Origin of the sequence: Pantoea sp. F_5, assembly GCF_008631595.1 — a bacterium.
Lineage (GTDB): Bacteria > Pseudomonadota > Gammaproteobacteria > Enterobacterales > Enterobacteriaceae > Pantoea > Pantoea gossypiicola.
On record NZ_VWUO01000005.1, the window covers coordinates 1 to 17,003 of the forward strand.

At 54.7% G+C, this 17,003-nt stretch carries 16 protein-coding genes; 8 read left to right on the forward strand and 8 right to left on the reverse strand.

The window, feature by feature from the left end; all coding sequences use genetic code 11:
- Positions 1–429: 429 nt before the first annotated feature.
- Positions 430–990 carry a D-glycero-beta-D-manno-heptose 1,7-bisphosphate 7-phosphatase gene (gmhB, locus tag F3I44_RS08285; RefSeq protein WP_150010667.1) on the reverse strand — a complete coding sequence of 187 codons (561 nt, stop codon included), beginning with the start codon at positions 988–990 and terminating at the stop codon, positions 430–432.
- Between the two features lie 189 nt (positions 991–1,179).
- Here gmhB and metN point away from each other — a divergent pair, with 189 nt between their 5' ends.
- The 6 genes from metN (at position 1,180) to proS (ending at position 6,743) form a co-directional block, all read left to right on the forward strand.
- Positions 1,180–2,211, forward strand: a complete 1,032-nt coding sequence (gene metN / locus F3I44_RS08290; protein ID WP_150010669.1) for a methionine ABC transporter ATP-binding protein MetN — start codon at positions 1,180–1,182, stop codon at positions 2,209–2,211.
- Positions 2,204–2,857 carry a methionine ABC transporter permease MetI gene (locus tag F3I44_RS08295; RefSeq protein WP_009091958.1) on the forward strand — a complete coding sequence of 218 codons (654 nt, stop codon included), beginning with the start codon at positions 2,204–2,206 and terminating at the stop codon, positions 2,855–2,857. Before metN ends, F3I44_RS08295 begins: the two co-directional genes overlap by 8 nt.
- A gap of 34 nt (positions 2,858–2,891) precedes the next feature.
- The gene (locus tag F3I44_RS08300; RefSeq protein WP_013356861.1) at positions 2,892–3,707 is read left to right on the forward strand and encodes a MetQ/NlpA family lipoprotein; all 816 of its coding nucleotides are present in this window, start codon (positions 2,892–2,894) and stop codon (positions 3,705–3,707) included.
- A 128-nt stretch (positions 3,708–3,835) separates the two neighbouring features.
- Positions 3,836–4,234, forward strand: a complete 399-nt coding sequence (gene rcsF, locus F3I44_RS08305; RefSeq protein WP_013356860.1) for an Rcs stress response system protein RcsF — start codon at positions 3,836–3,838, stop codon at positions 4,232–4,234.
- Positions 4,231–4,935 carry a tRNA (N6-threonylcarbamoyladenosine(37)-N6)-methyltransferase TrmO gene (gene tsaA, locus F3I44_RS08310; RefSeq protein WP_150010671.1) on the forward strand — a complete coding sequence of 235 codons (705 nt, stop codon included), beginning with the start codon at positions 4,231–4,233 and terminating at the stop codon, positions 4,933–4,935. Before rcsF ends, tsaA begins: the two co-directional genes overlap by 4 nt.
- An 89-nt stretch (positions 4,936–5,024) precedes the next feature.
- Positions 5,025–6,743, forward strand: coding sequence for a proline--tRNA ligase (proS, locus tag F3I44_RS08315; RefSeq protein WP_150010673.1), 1,719 nt, complete (start codon positions 5,025–5,027; stop codon positions 6,741–6,743).
- Positions 6,744–6,959: 216 nt separating this feature from the next.
- Here proS and arfB read toward each other — a convergent pair whose 3' ends face one another.
- Positions 6,960–7,370: an alternative ribosome rescue aminoacyl-tRNA hydrolase ArfB gene (gene arfB, locus F3I44_RS08320; protein ID WP_033731644.1), complete on the reverse strand. Its 411-nt coding sequence runs from the start codon at positions 7,368–7,370 to the stop codon at positions 6,960–6,962.
- Between the two features lie 217 nt (positions 7,371–7,587).
- On the opposite strand from arfB, the gene F3I44_RS08325 reads away from it, so the two are divergent.
- Both F3I44_RS08325 and rof read left to right on the forward strand, forming a co-directional pair.
- Positions 7,588–7,788, forward strand: a complete 201-nt coding sequence (locus tag F3I44_RS08325) for a YaeP family protein (RefSeq protein WP_003852623.1) — start codon at positions 7,588–7,590, stop codon at positions 7,786–7,788.
- Complete coding sequence (gene rof / locus F3I44_RS08330) at positions 7,775–8,035, forward strand: Rho-binding antiterminator (RefSeq protein WP_150010675.1); 261 nt, start codon at positions 7,775–7,777, stop codon at positions 8,033–8,035. Before F3I44_RS08325 ends, rof begins: the two co-directional genes overlap by 14 nt.
- 40 nt (positions 8,036–8,075) lie before the next feature.
- Here rof and F3I44_RS08335 read toward each other — a convergent pair whose 3' ends face one another.
- The 6 genes from F3I44_RS08335 to dnaE form a co-directional block, all read right to left on the reverse strand.
- Entirely contained in the window at positions 8,076–8,384 is a 309-nt protein-coding gene (locus tag F3I44_RS08335) for a cytochrome c (RefSeq protein ID WP_150010677.1), read from the reverse strand.
- Positions 8,385–8,386: 2 nt separating this feature from the next.
- Positions 8,387–9,703 (reverse strand): tRNA lysidine(34) synthetase TilS, encoded by a 1,317-nt coding sequence (tilS, locus tag F3I44_RS08340; RefSeq protein ID WP_150010679.1) that lies wholly within the window; start codon positions 9,701–9,703, stop codon positions 8,387–8,389.
- A 51-nt stretch (positions 9,704–9,754) separates the two neighbouring features.
- A complete protein-coding gene (locus F3I44_RS08345) occupies positions 9,755–10,144 on the reverse strand; it encodes a VOC family protein (protein WP_150010681.1) in 390 nt (129 codons plus the stop codon).
- 63 nt (positions 10,145–10,207) lie between these two features.
- Positions 10,208–12,358, reverse strand: coding sequence for a lysine decarboxylase LdcC (locus F3I44_RS08350; protein ID WP_150010683.1), 2,151 nt, complete (start codon positions 12,356–12,358; stop codon positions 10,208–10,210).
- Between the two features lie 168 nt (positions 12,359–12,526).
- On the reverse strand, positions 12,527–13,483 hold the full coding sequence (accA, locus tag F3I44_RS08355) for an acetyl-CoA carboxylase carboxyl transferase subunit alpha (RefSeq protein WP_150010685.1): 957 nt from the start codon (positions 13,481–13,483) through the stop codon (positions 12,527–12,529).
- Positions 13,484–13,495: 12 nt separating this feature from the next.
- A complete protein-coding gene (gene dnaE / locus F3I44_RS08360; RefSeq protein WP_150010687.1) occupies positions 13,496–16,978 on the reverse strand; it encodes a DNA polymerase III subunit alpha in 3,483 nt (1,160 codons plus the stop codon).
- Positions 16,979–17,003 lie beyond the last annotated feature (25 nt).

A 17,003-nucleotide genomic window follows, 5' to 3' on the forward strand; every position in this document is an offset into this window, starting at 1 on the left:
AGCCATGATCAAACTCTTCAATTTAAGTTTGATTTGCTGCAACAAGTGCAGCGATGCTCATCTGTAAAACGTCATAATGAATTTCATTATGTGTTCACTCGTGAGGCTTTGATATTTTTGTGCGTCCGGAGACGCTGATATCAATCCTGCGAGTGCCCACACAGATTGTCTGATAAATTGTTAAAGAGCAGTGCGAACAGTGCGTTAGCGTCCTGTCGCGAGGTGGCGTATATTACGCTTTCCTCCTGCAGAGTCAACCTCTATTTCAGAAGTTTTTCTCCGGCGGGTCAGTCTCCTGAACCTTCAACCCGTTTCCCGTTGCCGGTGTGCCGTGTCGATGGAGGCGCATTATAGGGAACGGTTCAGATAGCGCAAGTGCAAATTGAGACTTTTTTACTGTTCGTCTGAAATTTGCACAAAAGCGCCGTTTTAGCCCTGTTTAATGCGTGCAGGCAGCTCTGCCAGGCTATTAATTACCCAGTCTGCTGCAGCTTCGCCTTCAGCTGTGACGGGTTTACCGCTACGCACCAGCACTTTGGTGCCAACGCCCGCAGCCTTTCCTGCCAGCATATCTTCCAGCTTGTCACCCACCATATAGGAAGCAGCCATATCAATATGCAACTCTTCCTGTGCGGTCAGCAGCATGCCTGGCTGTGGCTTACGGCAATCACATTCCTGACGGAATTCTTCTACAGTTGCTTCGGGATGGTGAGGACAGAAATAGATGCCATCAAGATCGACGTCGCGATCGGCCAGCGACCAGTCCATCCACTCTGTCAGACGCATAAAGGTATCTTCGGTAAACATACCGCGTGCTATGCCAGACTGATTGGTCACGATCACCAGCGCATACCCCATTGCCTTCAACTGCTGCAGCGCTTCAATCGTGCCGTCAATAAACTGGAAGTCATCGATCTCATGGACATAGCCACTGTCGATATTAAGGGTGCCATCACGATCAAGAAAAATAGCGGGGACTTTATTCGCCACGTAGAAACTCCTGCTGTAAAAATTGCCGATCAGTATCGCATGATTGCTGTAAAAGGGAGAATGTCAGATTGAATCACTTCCATTGATTTAGACGTCTGGATGCCTTAACATCCATCCAGCTTTTATAGCGATTAAAAGTGACGAGGCTTCCCACACCACGGACAACGCAACACGATAATTAATAACATAATGATTAAACTAGAAAATATTACTAAGGTGTTTCAGCAAGGCTCGCGGACTATTCCGGCATTAACGGATGTCAGCCTGCACGTGCCTGCCGGACAGATTTATGGCGTTATCGGCGCTTCCGGGGCCGGTAAAAGTACATTGATTCGTTGCGTGAATCTGCTGGAGCGCCCGACTTCGGGTCGCGTACTGGTCGACGGAGCCGATCTGACTGCTCTTAATGAACGTCAGTTAACCCAGGCGCGCCGCCAGATTGGCATGATCTTCCAGCACTTTAACCTGATGAACTCACGCACCGTTGCGGGCAACGTTTCTCTGCCACTGGAACTCGGTAATCTCTCCCGCGCTCAGATCAACGCTCGTGTCACTGAGCTGCTGGAACTGGTGGGATTGTCTGATAAGCATGATGCCTGGCCTGCAAATCTCTCGGGTGGTCAGAAGCAGCGTGTCGCGATTGCCCGTGCGCTGGCCAGCAATCCCAAGGTTTTGCTGTGTGATGAAGCCACCAGCGCACTGGATCCCGCTACAACCCGCTCTATTCTGGAGCTGCTGAAAGATATCAATCGCCGCCTTGGGCTGACGATTCTCCTGATCACTCATGAGATGGATGTGGTGAAACGCATCTGCGACCAGGTTGCGGTCATTAGTCACGGTGAGCTGATCGAGAAAGACAGCGTCAGTGAAGTGTTCTCACACCCTAAGACGCCTCTGGCGCAACAGTTTATTCAGTCGACTCTGCATCTGGATATTCCGGATGATTACCAGCAGCGTCTTTCAGCCACTGCCACTGAAGGCACCGTACCGCTGCTGCGACTGGAGTTCACCGGTAAATCGGTTGATGCGCCACTGCTTTCCGAAGCGGCCCGGCGTTACAACGTGAATAACAACATTATCAGTGCCCAGATGGATTACGCCGGTGGTGTGAAGTTCGGCATTATGCTGGCCGAAATGCATGGCGCAGAAAGCGATACGCGCGAGGCGATAGCCTGGCTGAAGGAGAATCATGTGAAAGTAGAGGTGTTAGGTTATGTCTGAAGCGATGATGTGGTTGCTGGGACGGGGCGTATGGGAAACGCTGATGATGACCTTCGTCTCTGGCTTTTTCGGTTTTGTACTGGGCCTGCCGGTCGGCGTTTTACTTTATGTCACCCGTCCAGGACAGATTCTGCAGAATCAGGGGCTGTACCGCGTGCTCTCCGCGCTGGTGAATATCTTCCGCTCTATTCCTTTCATTATCTTACTGGTCTGGATGATTCCTTTTACCCGCGTTATCGTCGGCACCTCCATCGGACTGCAGGCAGCTATCGTTCCGCTGACCGTTGGCGCTGCACCGTTTATTGCGCGTATGGTTGAAAATGCCTTGCTGGAATTGCCTACCGGCCTGATCGAAGCCTCGCGAGCCATGGGCGCAACGCCAATGCAGATCGTCCGTAAGGTCCTGCTGCCGGAAGCGATGCCGGGCCTGGTGAATGCTGCAACCATTACCCTGATTACTCTGGTCGGTTACTCCGCCATGGGTGGCGCAGTGGGTGCCGGTGGTCTGGGTCAGATCGGCTATCAGTATGGTTATATCGGATACAACGCCACGGTGATGAATACGGTATTGGTGTTGTTAGTGGTTTTGGTGTATCTCATTCAATTCTGTGGTGACCGCATCGTGCGTGCAGTGTCCCATAAGTAAGCCAGCAATCTCACATTATTAAGAAGGAAAGGATATGTCTTTCAGATTCAAAAAAATTGCCGCTGTGGGTGCTCTGATTGGCGCGATTGCGCTGGCAGGATGCGATCAAAAAGAGAAAGACGCTAACCACATCAAAGTGGGCGTCATTGTTGGTGCTGAGCAGCAGGTTGCTGAAGCCGCACAGAAAGTGGCTAAAGAGAAATATGGTCTGGACGTTGAGCTGGTCACCTTTAACGACTACGTGCTGCCGAATGAAGCGCTGAGCAAAGGCGATATCGACGTCAATGCTTTCCAGCACAAACCGTATCTGGATCAGCAGATTAAAGATCGTGGTTACAAGCTGGTTTCAGTAGGTAACTCCTTCGTCTACCCGATTGCGGGCTATTCGAAGAAGATCAAGTCGCTGGATGAGCTGCAGGATGGCGCGCAGGTTGCCATTCCGAATGACCCGACCAACCTGGGCCGTACACTGCTGCTGCTGCAGAAAGTGGGGCTGATCAAACTGAAAGATGGCGTGGGCTTGCTGCCAACCTCGCTGGATATCACTGAGAATCCTAAGCATCTGAAAATTGTTGAGCTGGAAGCGCCACAGCTGCCGCGCTCACTGGACGATCAGCAGATCGCGCTGGCCGTAATCAATACCACTTACGCCAGCCAGATTGGCCTGACCCCGGCTAAAGATGGCATTTTCGTCGAAGATAAAGATTCGCCTTACGTGAACCTGATTGTTGCCCGCGAAGATAATAAAGATGCGGAAAACGTGAAGAAGTTTGTCCAGGCTTACCAGTCTGACGAAGTGAACGAAGCCGCGAACAAAGTCTTTAACGGCGGTGCAGTTAAAGGCTGGTAATTCAGCTCATCATCTCCTTCAGGGCGGCGCTATGCCGCCCTTTCTGTTATTGGGTACCCTGCCCGACTTGTTATTTATTCCCGTCCTTGTTTCAATAACGCCACTTTTTGAAATCTGAGGATGTTGCCATGCGTTTTTTACCGCTCTGCTTGTTAGCATTGATGCTGACAGGGTGTGTTCATGAGTATCACCCGATAAGCAGCGCACCGTCCCGGCCGCAGCAATCCAGCCAACCGACCCGCAAACCCGTGGTACGACCGGCCCCGGTTAAGCTCTATACCGATGCCGCCGATCTGGTCAGCAAACCGTTCCGCGATCTGGGTGAAGTCTCCGCTGAAGATTGCCAGATCAGTAATCAGAACTCCCCGGCCAACATCGCCACAGCACGAAAACGTCTGCAGATTAAAGCATCACAGATGAAAGCCAATGCGGTGCTGCTGCATCAGTGTGAAATCGTCACCGGCACGCCGGGCTGCTATCGTCAGGCCGTCTGCCAGGGTTCAGCGCTGAAAGTCAGCAATCAATGAGTGAATTCGCCTTTGCGCAAATTGGGGTAATCCATTCGCCGTGGAAGGAGAAATTTGCCGTGCCGCGCCAGCCGGGTCTGGTGCAGGATGGCGGCGGCGAACTTCACCTGCTGCCACCTTACAATCAGCCGGAAGCCGTTCGCGGGCTGGAAGACTTTAGTCACCTCTGGCTGCTGTTTGTCTTCCATCAGACGATGGCGGGCGGCTGGCGTCCTACGGTTCGCCCTCCCCGGCTGGGCGGCAATGCGCGCATGGGTGTTTTTGCCACACGGTCAACGTTCCGTCCCAATCCCATTGGCATGTCGCTGGTTGAACTAAAAGGGATCAGGATTGAAAAACAGCAGGTGATCCTGCAGCTTGGCAGTCTGGATCTGGTCGATGGCACGCCGGTGGTGGATATCAAACCTTATCTGCCCTTCGCCGAAGCGCTGCCTCATGCGCAGGCCGGGTTTGCTCAGGCGGCACCGGCGGCGGATATGCCGGTTCGCTTCTCCGCGCTGGCACAGCAGCAGCTTCAGCAACAGGCGCGCTATCCCAATCTCGCACGTTTTATCAGTGAAGTGCTGGCACAGGATCCCCGTCCCGCTTACCGCCAGGGTGAAACGCAGGATCGTGAATATGCGGCCTGGCTGATGGATTTTAATGTACGCTGGCGCATTGACGATGCCGGTACTGAAGTGACCGCTATCGACCCGCGTTAAAACCCGCTTTTGAGCCGGTGATCTCACTGGTACACTAGCCGCCAGCAAAATTCTGTCTGTGACTTTCCGATCAACTGGAACCGTAATCAATGCGTACTACTCAATATCTGCTCTCTACTCAGAAAGAGACGCCTTCCGACGCTGAAGTCATCAGCCACCAGCTGATGCTGCGCGCCGGTATGATCCGCAAACTGGCTTCTGGCTTGTACACCTGGTTACCGACCGGTGTTCGCGTGCTGAAGAAAGTCGAAAATATCGTGCGCGAAGAGATGAACAACGCGGGCGCGGTTGAGATTTTAATGCCGGTTGTGCAGCCTGCCGACCTGTGGCAGGAGAGCGGTCGCTGGGAGGAATATGGCCCGGAACTGTTACGTATTGCCGATCGCCACGAGCGTCCGTTCGTGCTGGGTCCGACGCATGAAGAAGTAGTCACTGACCTGATCCGCAATGAGCTGAGCTCTTATAAGCAACTGCCGCTCAACCTGTATCAGATTCAGACCAAATTCCGTGATGAAGTGCGTCCACGCTTTGGCGTGATGCGTTCACGCGAGTTCATCATGAAAGATGCATACTCGTTTCACGTTTCGCAGGAATCGCTGCAGGAAACCTATGACGCGATGTATCGCGCCTATAGCCAGATCTTCAGCCGTATGGGTTTGGATTTCCGTGCCGTGCAGGCCGATACCGGCTCTATCGGTGGCAGCGCATCACATGAGTTCCAGGTGCTGGCGCAGAGCGGTGAAGATGATGTGATCTTCTCTACCGATTCCGATTACGCCGCCAACATCGAGCTGGCCGAAGCCGTCGCCCCCGCCGGTGAACGTGCCGCGCCGTCGCAGGAGATGCAGCTGGTCGAGACGCCAGATGCCAAAACCATCGCGGAGCTGGTTGAGCAATTCAGTTTACCTGTTGAAAAGACAGTGAAAACGCTGATTGTTAAAGGTGCTGAAGAGAGCGGTCATGCACTGGTTGCCCTGCTGGTTCGCGGCGATCATCAGCTGAATGAGATCAAAGCAGAGAAGTCAGCTATCGTTGCATCACCGCTGGTGTTCGCGACAGAAGAAGAGATTCGCGCCGCTGTGGGAGCCGGTCCGGGTTCCATCGGGCCAGTGGGTCTGCAGATGCCGATCATCGCTGACCGTACCGTGGCGAAGATGAGCGATTTCAGCGCCGGTGCCAACGTCGATGGCAAGCATTACTTCGGTATTAACTGGGAGCGCGATCTGCCGCTGGCCAGCGTTGCAGATATCCGTAACGTGGTCGAAGGCGATTTAAGCCCGGATGGCAAAGGTACGCTGCAGATTAAACGCGGCATCGAAGTCGGTCACATCTTCCAGCTCGGCACCAAGTATTCTGACGCGCTGAAAGCCTCCGTTCAGGGTGAAGATGGCCGTAATCAGGTGATGAGCATGGGCTGCTATGGCATCGGCATCACTCGCGTGGTTGCCGCAGCCATTGAGCAGAACCATGACGATCGCGGCATCATCTGGCCAGCCGCACTGGCACCGTTCGAGGTGGCGATTCTGCCAATGAATATGCAGAAATCGTTCCGCGTTAAAGAGCTGGCGGAAGAGCTGTATGCCACTCTGCGTGCCAAAGGCGTTGACGTTATTCTGGATGACCGTAAAGAGCGTCCGGGCGTGATGTTCGCTGATATGGAACTGATCGGTGTGCCACACACCATCGTCATCGGCGACCGCAATCTCGACAATCAGGAGATTGAATATAAATCACGTCGCGCCGGTGAGAAGCAGATGATTAAGCAGGATGAGATCGTTGATTTCCTGCTGAAGGCGCTGAATAAGTAAGCTTTGAAGGAATGGTCAGATGCCTCGCTTGTGGGGCGTCTGACAGCCGAAGAATGAGGTGTGCCCTAACCGGGCCAACGCATGGCGTTTTTGTCCATGGCACGGGACGCTTTCCTCTTCTGCCCCTGTTCCCTGCGCTCTGAGCTTATTCGTTGCTGCCAGATTCACGCTGGTCTGGTTGATCAGATCCTAAACGCCCCACCTGCGGGGCGTTTTTTATTGCACCCTGCCGCGCATCGCTTTCGTCGAACTGCGTCGCGCTTTTCCTTCCAGACGCCGCTCTTTCGAGGCGCGGGTCGGGCGCGTGGCGCGCCGGGCTTTTTCGACCGTGCTCAACTCCCGGATCAGATTGACCAGACGCTGCAATGCCGCTTCGCGATTCATCTCCTGACTACGATACTCCTGCGCCTTAATCACCACGACACCTTCACCGGTAATCAGGTGATGACTGGCGGTCAGTAACCGCTCTTTATAAAACGCAGGCAGTGAAGAGGCCGCAATATCGAAGCGCAGATGAATGGCGGTACTGGCTTTGTTGACATGCTGTCCGCCTGCACCCTGGGCACGAATCGCCGTCAGCTCGATCTCACTTTCCGGAATCTCAACCGAACGGGATAGCATAATCATCAGCGCGCTCCCCACACCTTAATCACATTGACCTCCGATAACCTGTTCATCAAATTAACCTTTTGTGCTCTGATTCATTCCGCCTGAGACAGCGGAATCTGTCACTTTAGCAGTGATTCGCGCACTGATCCTGCTTTACGCGGGCTGATTTCCTCCAAATGGCTATGATATAGTCGCCAGTTAACCAGAGTATTTACGCTCTGCTGAGGAGGGCCACGTGCAAAATTATTGTGAGTTAGTTCGCCGGAAATATGCCGAAATCGGCAGCGGGGATTTAGGTTACATACCGGATGCGATTGGCTGCGCATTAAAGGCACTTAATGATATTGCCGCAAATACTGAGCTAAACTCTTCTGTCAGGGAACAGGCGGCCTACGCCGCTGCTAACTTATTGGTGAGCGACTATGTTGATAAATGAAGCGTACCAACCTATCAATTGCGATGATTACGATAATCTGGAGCTCGCCTGCCAGAATCACTGGATGCTGTCGCTGGAAATGAAAGATGGCGAGCAGCTGAAGGCAAAGGCTAAAGAGATCTTTTCACGCAAGAATGTGGAGTATCTGGCTATCGATCTTTCCGGTGAACATCGCGAATTACGTCTCGATCATATCGCCAGCTTTACCCATCCCGAACTGGGTACGGTCGTGGTCAGCGCAGAGTAATCCACGCATTCCGGGCGGGACCTTCCCGCCCTGTTAATCTTCAGGGCTGTAACGAACTGTAGTACGCCGCCAGATCCGCCATATCGCTATCGCTTAATCCCGCTACAAACGCCTTCATGACCTCAGCCTGACCGCCACTGCGTTCACCCTTTTTGTAGGCCTGCAGCGCATGCTCCAGATAAGGAGCGTGTTGTCCGGCCAGGTTTGGGTAAAACGGCACCGCCGCTTTTCCCGCTGCGCCATGACACGCCATGCAACTGGCCGCTTTTTCTGCGCCGCGCTGCGCATCACCCGCCGCCCACGCCGGTAACACGGCCGCCACGAAACAGGCGATAAGCCATTGCTTCATTATTATTGCTCTCCTGCGCGGGATGTCATGTCCCAGACTATCTGCCAGCCCTGCTGATCACTGGCCGCGCCAGCATGGGTGACAAAGAGATTCGGTACACAGACCAGCGCCTGGTTGTAAAAAATTAACGGCAGCCGTTCTCGCTGCCACGGCGGTATCTGTAATTCCTGCCACAGCTTTTTCATTTCTCTTCCGCCATTGCGGCCCACCAGATGGACGTGACCCTGCACATGGAAGCGCACGCTGATCTGCTCATCCGGCTGAGGATAGCGCAACAGGCTCTGCGACTGGCTGGCACGCAGCGTGCCGAGGTCCTGTGGTAAATCCAGCGGTTGGCGGAGATCGGGCCATGCCAGCTCAGTGTCGCGCAGTGAAGGGAACAACGGCAGCCAGTAGAGTCGCTGACGGTAACGACGCAATTCAGCCTGGCCGAAGCGAAGCCGGGGCTGTGCATCTTCCCGGCTTGCCATCACTTCATCGCGGATCCGTTTCAGCGCCTCCCGGGACGGCATCGCGCCGCCCTGCCCGGCGATCCAGCGACGCAGTAACGCATTAGCGCGCAGCTCACTCATGGCCATTAAAGGCGGAAAGTGCAGACTGCCATCTGGCTGGATGAGCTCAGCCAGTTGCCCGGCCAGCAGTTCATCCAGCAACTGCTCCTGCTCACTACACAATGCCGCACTTCGGGCCGTTGCCTCGGCAAAATGGGGCCAGCGCTGATAAAGCTCAGGCAGCAGCCGCTGACGAAGGAAGTTACGATCGTAGCGAATATCCTGATTACTCTCATCATCTATCCACACCAGCTGATGGGCGTCGGCGTAAGCTTCCAGCGACTGCCGCGACTGATTCAGCAGCGGACGCACCAGCTGATGGGAACCCAGCATGCGCGATGAAGGCATTGCCGCCAGCCCGGCCGGACCACTGCCGCGCTTCAGCGCCAGCATTAAGGTTTCACACTGATCGTCGAGGTGCTGGGCGGTAAGCAATATCTCGCCCGGCTTCAGCGCGGCGCTCAGCGCCTGATAACGGGCGGTGCGAGCGGCTGCTTCAATCCCGTTTTCCCTGCAATCCACGGTTACGCGCAGCACGTCACATGGCAGCTGCCACTGCTCGCATAGCGTCTGGCAATGGGCGGCCCATGCATCGGCATTCAGGCTGAGACCATGATGCACATGTAACGCTCGCAGGTGCGATTCAGGATGCTGCTGCTGCCAGCCACGAAGCTGATGCAACAGCACCGTTGAATCGAGTCCACCGCTGAATGCGACTACCAGCGCGGCATCATTTTGCAACAGGGTGTCAAAAGCGGGCAAAGACATAGCGGCATCCGAAAAATTGGGCCACTGAATGTCGCCCGCTGAGCGGCTATTTTACGCCTGATAAAGCTCCAGCGGCAAACCATCCGGATCCGCAAAGAACGTACACGGTTTACCGGTCAGTTCATCGATGCGAATGGGCTCGCAGACCACGCCTTTATCGGCCAGCGTCGCAACGGCAGCGGCCACATCCGGTACGGTAAAGGCCAGATGACGCAGACCACACGCCTCCGGATGACTGACACGTGCTGGCGGCTCGGGAAAAGAGAATAGTTCAATGGTATAGCGATCCTGTAAGGCCAGATCGCCTTTCCAGGAGTCGCGAGCCTCGCGGTAAACTTCGCTCATCAGACGAAAGCCGAGTACGTCGCAATAGAACGCTTTGCTGCGCTGATAGTCGGAGGCGATGATGGCGATGTGGTGAATAGCGGTTAACTGCAACATAGTGAAAGTCCTGATTCGGGCAGGCTGTCCGCAGACCGCCTGCCGCTGTGAGTCATTTAAGGGTTAAGCGGGATCGTTTTTCAGTACGCGGACGCGGTACTCGCCCTCTTCCGTCAGGCTGGCACCGTGAATATCGGTTTCGAAGCCCGGATAATGCCGGCCAATGCTGCACAGCATCAGCAGGAAGTCGAGCACGGCACGGCTTTTCTCGGTAATCATCTCGCCCGGCATCACCAGGGGAACGCCCGGCGGATAGGGCAGAATCATGTTGGCCGACACCCGCCCGACCAGTTCACTGAGATCTACCGTTTCGATGTTGCCCTTCACCTGCTGCTGAAATGCCTGATGCGGTGTCATCTTCATTTCTGGCAGCACGTCGAATGCCTGCAGCATCAGACGCGGCAGATCGTGATGGCGGATCAGCTGATGGATTCCCTGCGCCAGGGTCTGAATGCGCATATTGCGATAGAAGTCGGGATCCTCCGCGTAGAGATCCGGCAGCATGTTTTTCACCCGCAGATTGAGATCGTAGGCGCGTTTGAACTCGGTCAGACCGCGCAGCACACTCATCGCCTTGGTTTTGTCGATGCCGATGCTAAACAGGAACAACAGGTTATAGGGACCGGTTTTCTCCACTACAATGCCGCGCTCATCCAGAAACTTCGCTACCAGCGCGGCCGGAATCCCCTCTTCTGCCATCTCCCCCAGTTCGCTCATACCTGGCGTCAGGATAGTGACTTTGATCGGATCGAGGTACATGTGATCGCGATCGGCTTGAGTAAATCCATGCCACTCTTCTTCACCGGGCTGGATCGCCCAGCACTGCGCTTCGTCGATCTGTTCCGGCTGCCAGATATCAAAGAACCAGCTGTCAGACTCTTCGCGCAGGCGCTGGATTTCCCGACGGAAGTGCAGCGCACGTTCCACCGAGCGATTGATCAACCGCTTACCGGGGTTACCGCGCAGCATGGCGGCGGCAGTTTCAATCGAGGAGACGATAGCGTAATTGGGCGAGGTGGTGGTGTGCATCATGTAGGCTTCGTTAAACGTCTGTTCGTCGTAGTCGCCTTTAATGTGAATCATGGAGGCCTGCGAGAACGCCGCCAGCAGTTTGTGGGTCGATTGCGTCTCGTATACCACCTTGCCCGGAATACGATCGCCACTCATGCCGCTTTTACCGGCATAAATCGGATGGAAATTGGTATATGGCACCCAAGCCGAATCGAAATGGATCGACGGCACATCCAGCGTCTCTTTGATGAACTGAGTGTTGTAGAGCAGCCCATCATAAGTAGAGTTGGTAATCACCGCATGCACCGGCCAGGTGGCACGATCGGTAGCCGCCACTTTGTGCGTAATACTCTCGCGGGTGAACTCCTGCTTCGGAATACCACCGAGAATCCCCAGCGCATTGCGGGTCGGCTTCAGCCAGATGGGGACCAGATCGCTCATCATCAGCAGATGAGTCAGAGACTTATGGCAGTTGCGATCGATCAATACGGTGCTGCCCGCCGGTGCTGCATACATACCGACAATTTTGTTCGATGTAGAGGTGCCGTTGGTCACCATATAACTCTGCTCGGCACCAAACGTGCGTGCGATGTACTCTTCCGCTTCGAGGTGCGGGCCGGTGTGATCCAGCAGCGAACCCAGTTCGGTCACTGAAATGGAAATGTCCGACTTCAGCGTATTAGCCCCGAAGAAATCATAGAACAGGCAGCCGACCGGGCTTTTCTGAAAGGCGGTGCCCGCCATATGGCCCGGCGTGCAGAAAGTGTACTTACCCTCTTTCACATAGGTGAACAGCGCTTTAGTCAGCGGCGGCGTAATGTGGTCGAGATAGTCATCGGTATATTGGCGGATATGCAGCGCGATATCGTCGGCGGCGTTCAGCGCATATTCAAAAAAATGCAGCGGCATGCGCATCTCATTGATGCTGATGTCCATCTGTGAGTGGGTATTGATAAAGGCGTACAGCGGCAGGTATTCGTTGAGCTGATTAATCTCACCGCACAGCTCAGGACTATTGTGCGCGTCCCAGTCGAAGATGACGCCGCTGATTCGCGGATTGTGTTCGATCAGCTTCAGCAGATCGTCACTGTTTTTCGGGTAAAGCAGTTGGAAGCCTTGCAGATTTAACGCCGCGTCGAGTTCGCGTAACGGTTCATCTTTATAAAACACGCCGTGCGCGCCCATGATCGCCAGAATATTCAATGCCCCTCTCCCTGATTGTTGTGGAACCGGACAAGCATAACCGCTAACTCAGGGAAGGTGTAGCAAGGGGACGATCAGATGAGGCTGAAAGGCGTCAGACCGCGTGCGGGGCTGAACTGGCGGCATAAAAAAAGCGGACCGGAGTCCGCTTTTATGGATGAGCTAAAATCAGGCGTAGCCGTAGCTCATCAGACGCTGATAACGACGATCCAGCAGCTCTTCGGTGGTTAATCCATCGAGGTCGGCCAGGTCAGCCAGCAGCTGCTGCTTGAGTGACTGCGCCATATCCACAGGACGGCGATGTGCGCCACCCAGCGGCTCAGGGATCACAGTGTCAATCAGCTTCAGCTCTTTCAGACGGTGCGCGGTAATGCCCATCGCTTCGGCGGCAAGCGGGGCTTTGTCAGCGCTTTTCCACAGGATGGAAGCACAGCCTTCTGGCGAGATCACTGAGTAGGTGCTGTACTGCAGCATATTCACTTTATCGCCCACGCCAATTGCCAGCGCACCACCTGAACCGCCTTCACCGATGACCGTACAGATCACCGGTACTTTCAGGCCAGACATTTCACGCAGGTTACGGGCAATCGCTTCAGACTGCCCACGCTCTTCTGCGCCCACGCCCGGATAAGCACCCGGTGTGTCGATGAAGGTGATGATTGGCATTTTGAAACGTTCAGCCATCTCCATCAGACGCAACGCTTTGCGATAGCCTTCCGGTGCAGGCATGCCGAAGTTACGGCGAATCTTCTCTTTGGTTTCACGGCCTTTCTGGTGTCCGATAATCATCACCGGACGTCCATCAAGACGCGCAATCCCGCCGACAATCGCTTTGTCATCCGCATAAGCACGGTCGCCCGCCAGCTCATCGAAATCGTCGAAAGCGTTGCGAACATAGTCAAAGGTGTAAGGACGTAAAGGATGGCGTGCCAGTTGGGCAATTTGCCATGCGCCTAAATCGGCGAAGATTTTACGGGTCAGCTCAACGCTTTTCTCACGCAGACGCTGAACTTCTTCATCCAGATTAACGTGTTTATCATCCTGACGACCAATTGAGGTCAGCGAATCAATCTTCGCTTCCAGTTCTGCAATTGGCTGTTCAAAATCCAGGTAATTAAGACTCATAATGTTCCTGTTCTAGTCAAACTCCAGTTCCACCTGCTCCGATCCAATCAACGAGCGCAGATCGTTAAGTAAACGATCGCTGGGCGAAATTCGCCACGCTGCACCAAAGCGCAGCTTCGCTCGCGCGTCGGCTCTCTGATAGTAGAGATGCACCGGAATAGTCCCTGATCGATGGGGTTCCAGGGACTGACGGAGTCGGTTTAATAGCTGGTCATCAATTTGCCTGTCCGTCAGCGAGATAGCAAGTCCGCGCGCGTATTTTTCGCGAGCTTCGTCGATGTCCATGACTTCACGCGCGGTCATTTTAAGTCCACCACTGAAGTCATCAAAGCTGACCTGTCCGCTGACGATCAGGATTCGGTCTTTCTCCAGCAACTGCTGGTATTTATCTAACGCATCGGTAAATAACATCACCTCAAGACGACCGGAGCGATCGTCCAGAGTACAGATACCAATTCGGTTGCCGCGTTTGGTTACCATTACACGCGCTGCGATCACCAGACCGGCCGCCACGGTAATTTTACCCCGTTCGGTAGGATGCATATCTTTCAGCCGCACCCCGCCAACGTAACGCTCAATTTCTTTCAGATACTGATTAATCGGGTGGCCGGTCAGGTACAAGCCCAGCGTTTCCCGTTCCCCATCCAGCTGCACCTGCTCAGGCCACGGTGTGACGCTGGCGTACGATTTCTCGACCTGCTCCGGCTCTTCTGCCAGTACGCCAAACATGTCCGCCTGACCAATCGCTTCCGCTTTCGCGTGCTGGTCGGCCGCTTTCAGTGCATCACCGAGTGCGCTCATCAGCGCAGCGCGGTGTGGTCCGAGGCGGTCAAAGGCCCCGGACATGATCAGTTTCTCCATCACCCGACGGTTGATCTTTTTGGTGTCGGTACGGGCGCAGAGATCAAACAGCTCGCGGAAATAGCCGCCCTCGTTACGGGCGTCGATGATCGCTTCGATCGGACCTTCGCCCACGCCTTTGATCGCGCCTATGCCGTACACGATCTCGCCCGCTTCGTTAACGTGGAACGGATAGAGACCGGAGTTAATATCGGGCGGCAGGACTTTCAGCCCCATCCGCCAGCACTCATCGACCAGACCGACCACTTTCTCGGTGTTATCCATATCGGCGGTCATAACCGCCGCCATAAACTCAGCCGGATAGTGCGCTTTCAGCCACAGCGTCTGATAGGAGACCAGCGCGTAGGCCGCAGAGTGTGACTTGTTAAAGCCATAACCTGCAAATTTTTCCACCAGATCGAAGATCTTCATCGACAGTTCGCCGTCGATGCCCATGCTTTCAGCACCGTCACGGAAGACTGAACGCTGCTTAGCCATCTCCTCAGGTTTCTTTTTACCCATGGCACGACGCAGCATATCTGCACCGCCCAGGGTATAGCCAGAGAGCACCTGGGCGATCTGCATCACCTGTTCCTGATAGAGGATGATGCCGTAGGTCGGCTCCAGTACTGGCTTCAGGCTTTCATGCTGCCACTGGATGTCGGGATAGGAGATCGCTTCCCGGCCATGCTTACGGTCGATGAAGTTGTCTACCATGCCGGACTGCAGAGGGCCAGGACGAAACAGCGCTACCAGTGCGATCATATCTTCGAAGCAGTCGGGCTTCAGACGCTTAATCAGATCTTTCATGCCGCGCGATTCAAGCTGGAACACCGCGGTGGTTTCTGAGCGCTGCAGCATATCAAAGCTTTTCTTATCATCCAGCGGGATCGCGGCGATATCGATCGGCTCCAGTCCCTCTTTTTCCCGGCGCGGGTTGATCATCTTCAGCGCCCAATCGATGATGGTCAGCGTTCGCAGTCCCAGGAAATCGAACTTCACCAGGCCGGCATATTCCACATCATTTTTATCGAACTGGGTGACCGGGAACTGGCCGTGCTCATCGCAGTAGAGCGGCGCAAAGTCGGTAATTTTCGTTGGCGCGATGACCACGCCACCCGCATGCTTACCAGCGTTTCGCGTGACGCCTTCCAGCTTGCGCGCCATGTCGATCAGCGCTTTCACCTCTTCATCTGCGTCATACATCGCAGGAAGTTGTGGTTCAGCAATAAAGGCTTTTTCCAGCGTCATGCCGGGATCAGGCGGGATCAGTTTTGAAATACGATCGACAAAGCCGTAAGGATGACCCAGCACGCGGCCCACATCGCGGATAACCGCTTTCGCTGCCATGGTGCCGAAGGTAATAATCTGCGAAACCGCTTCACGTCCGTACATATCGGCGACGTGTTCGATTACCTGATCGCGTTTCTCCATGCAGAAATCGACGTCGAAGTCGGGCATCGAAACACGTTCCGGGTTCAGGAAGCGTTCGAACAGCAGGTCGAATTCCAGCGGATCGATATCGGTGATTTTCAGCGCATAGGCCACCAGCGACCCCGCACCCGAGCCACGGCCCGGTCCAACCGGTACGCCGTTATCCTTGGACCACTGGATGAACTCCATGACGATCAGGAAGTAGCCAGGGAAGCCCATCTGGTTGATAACGTTCAGTTCAACTTCCAGACGCTCATCATATTCCGGGCGTTTTTCCGCGCGCTCAGCCTCGTCCGGAAACAGGAACACCAGACGCTCTTCCAGCCCCTCACGGGATTTCACCACCAGATAATCTTCAGTGGTCATATCGCCGGTCGGGAACTGTGGCAGGAAGTACTCCCCGAGCCGGACTGTCACATTACAACGCTTAGCAATCTCTACGCTGTTTTCCAGCGCTTCCGGGATGTCCGAGAACAGCTCGCACATCTCCTCTTCGCTGCGCATATATTGCTGAGGACTGTAGTTGCGCGGACGTTTAGGATCATCCAGCGTATAGCCGTCATGAATCGCAACGCGAATTTCGTGCGCATCGAAATCTTCCGCATTGATAAAGCAGACTTCATTGGTGGCGACGACCGGGATGCCCTCGGCAATCGCCAGTTCAACAGCGGCATGCAGATAGCTCTCTTCGTCCTGACGACCGGTACGAATGAGTTCCAGGTAGTAACGATCGGGGAAGTGCTGTTGGTAAAACGACAGGCACTGCGACACCAGGGTACTGTTGCCACGCAACAGGCTGCGGCCCACATCGCCACGCCGCCCGCCTGACAGCAGGATTAACCCTTCCTGCAATTCGATCAGCCAGTCACGATCGATAATCGGCCCGTCCACGCCATAGCCACGCTGATAGGCGCGGGAGATTAACAGCGTCAGGTTCTGATAGCCGGTATTGTTCGCCGCCAGCACGGTCAGCTGCGTGAGTTCATCCCCCATCAGCTCGCTGGCGACCTTAAAATCGGCACCAATGACCGGCTTTATCCCTGCGCTGTGCGCGCCACCGTAGAATTTCACCAGACCACACAGGTTAGTGAAGTCGGTAATCGCGATAGCAGGCATGCCAAGGGCAGCCGCCTTCTTTATCAACGGCCCGGTTTTCGCCAGGCCATCAACCATCGAATAGTCACTGTGGACACGCAGATGTATAAAACGGGGTTCAGCCATATCAGTTTCCGGTTAAAACAGCGTC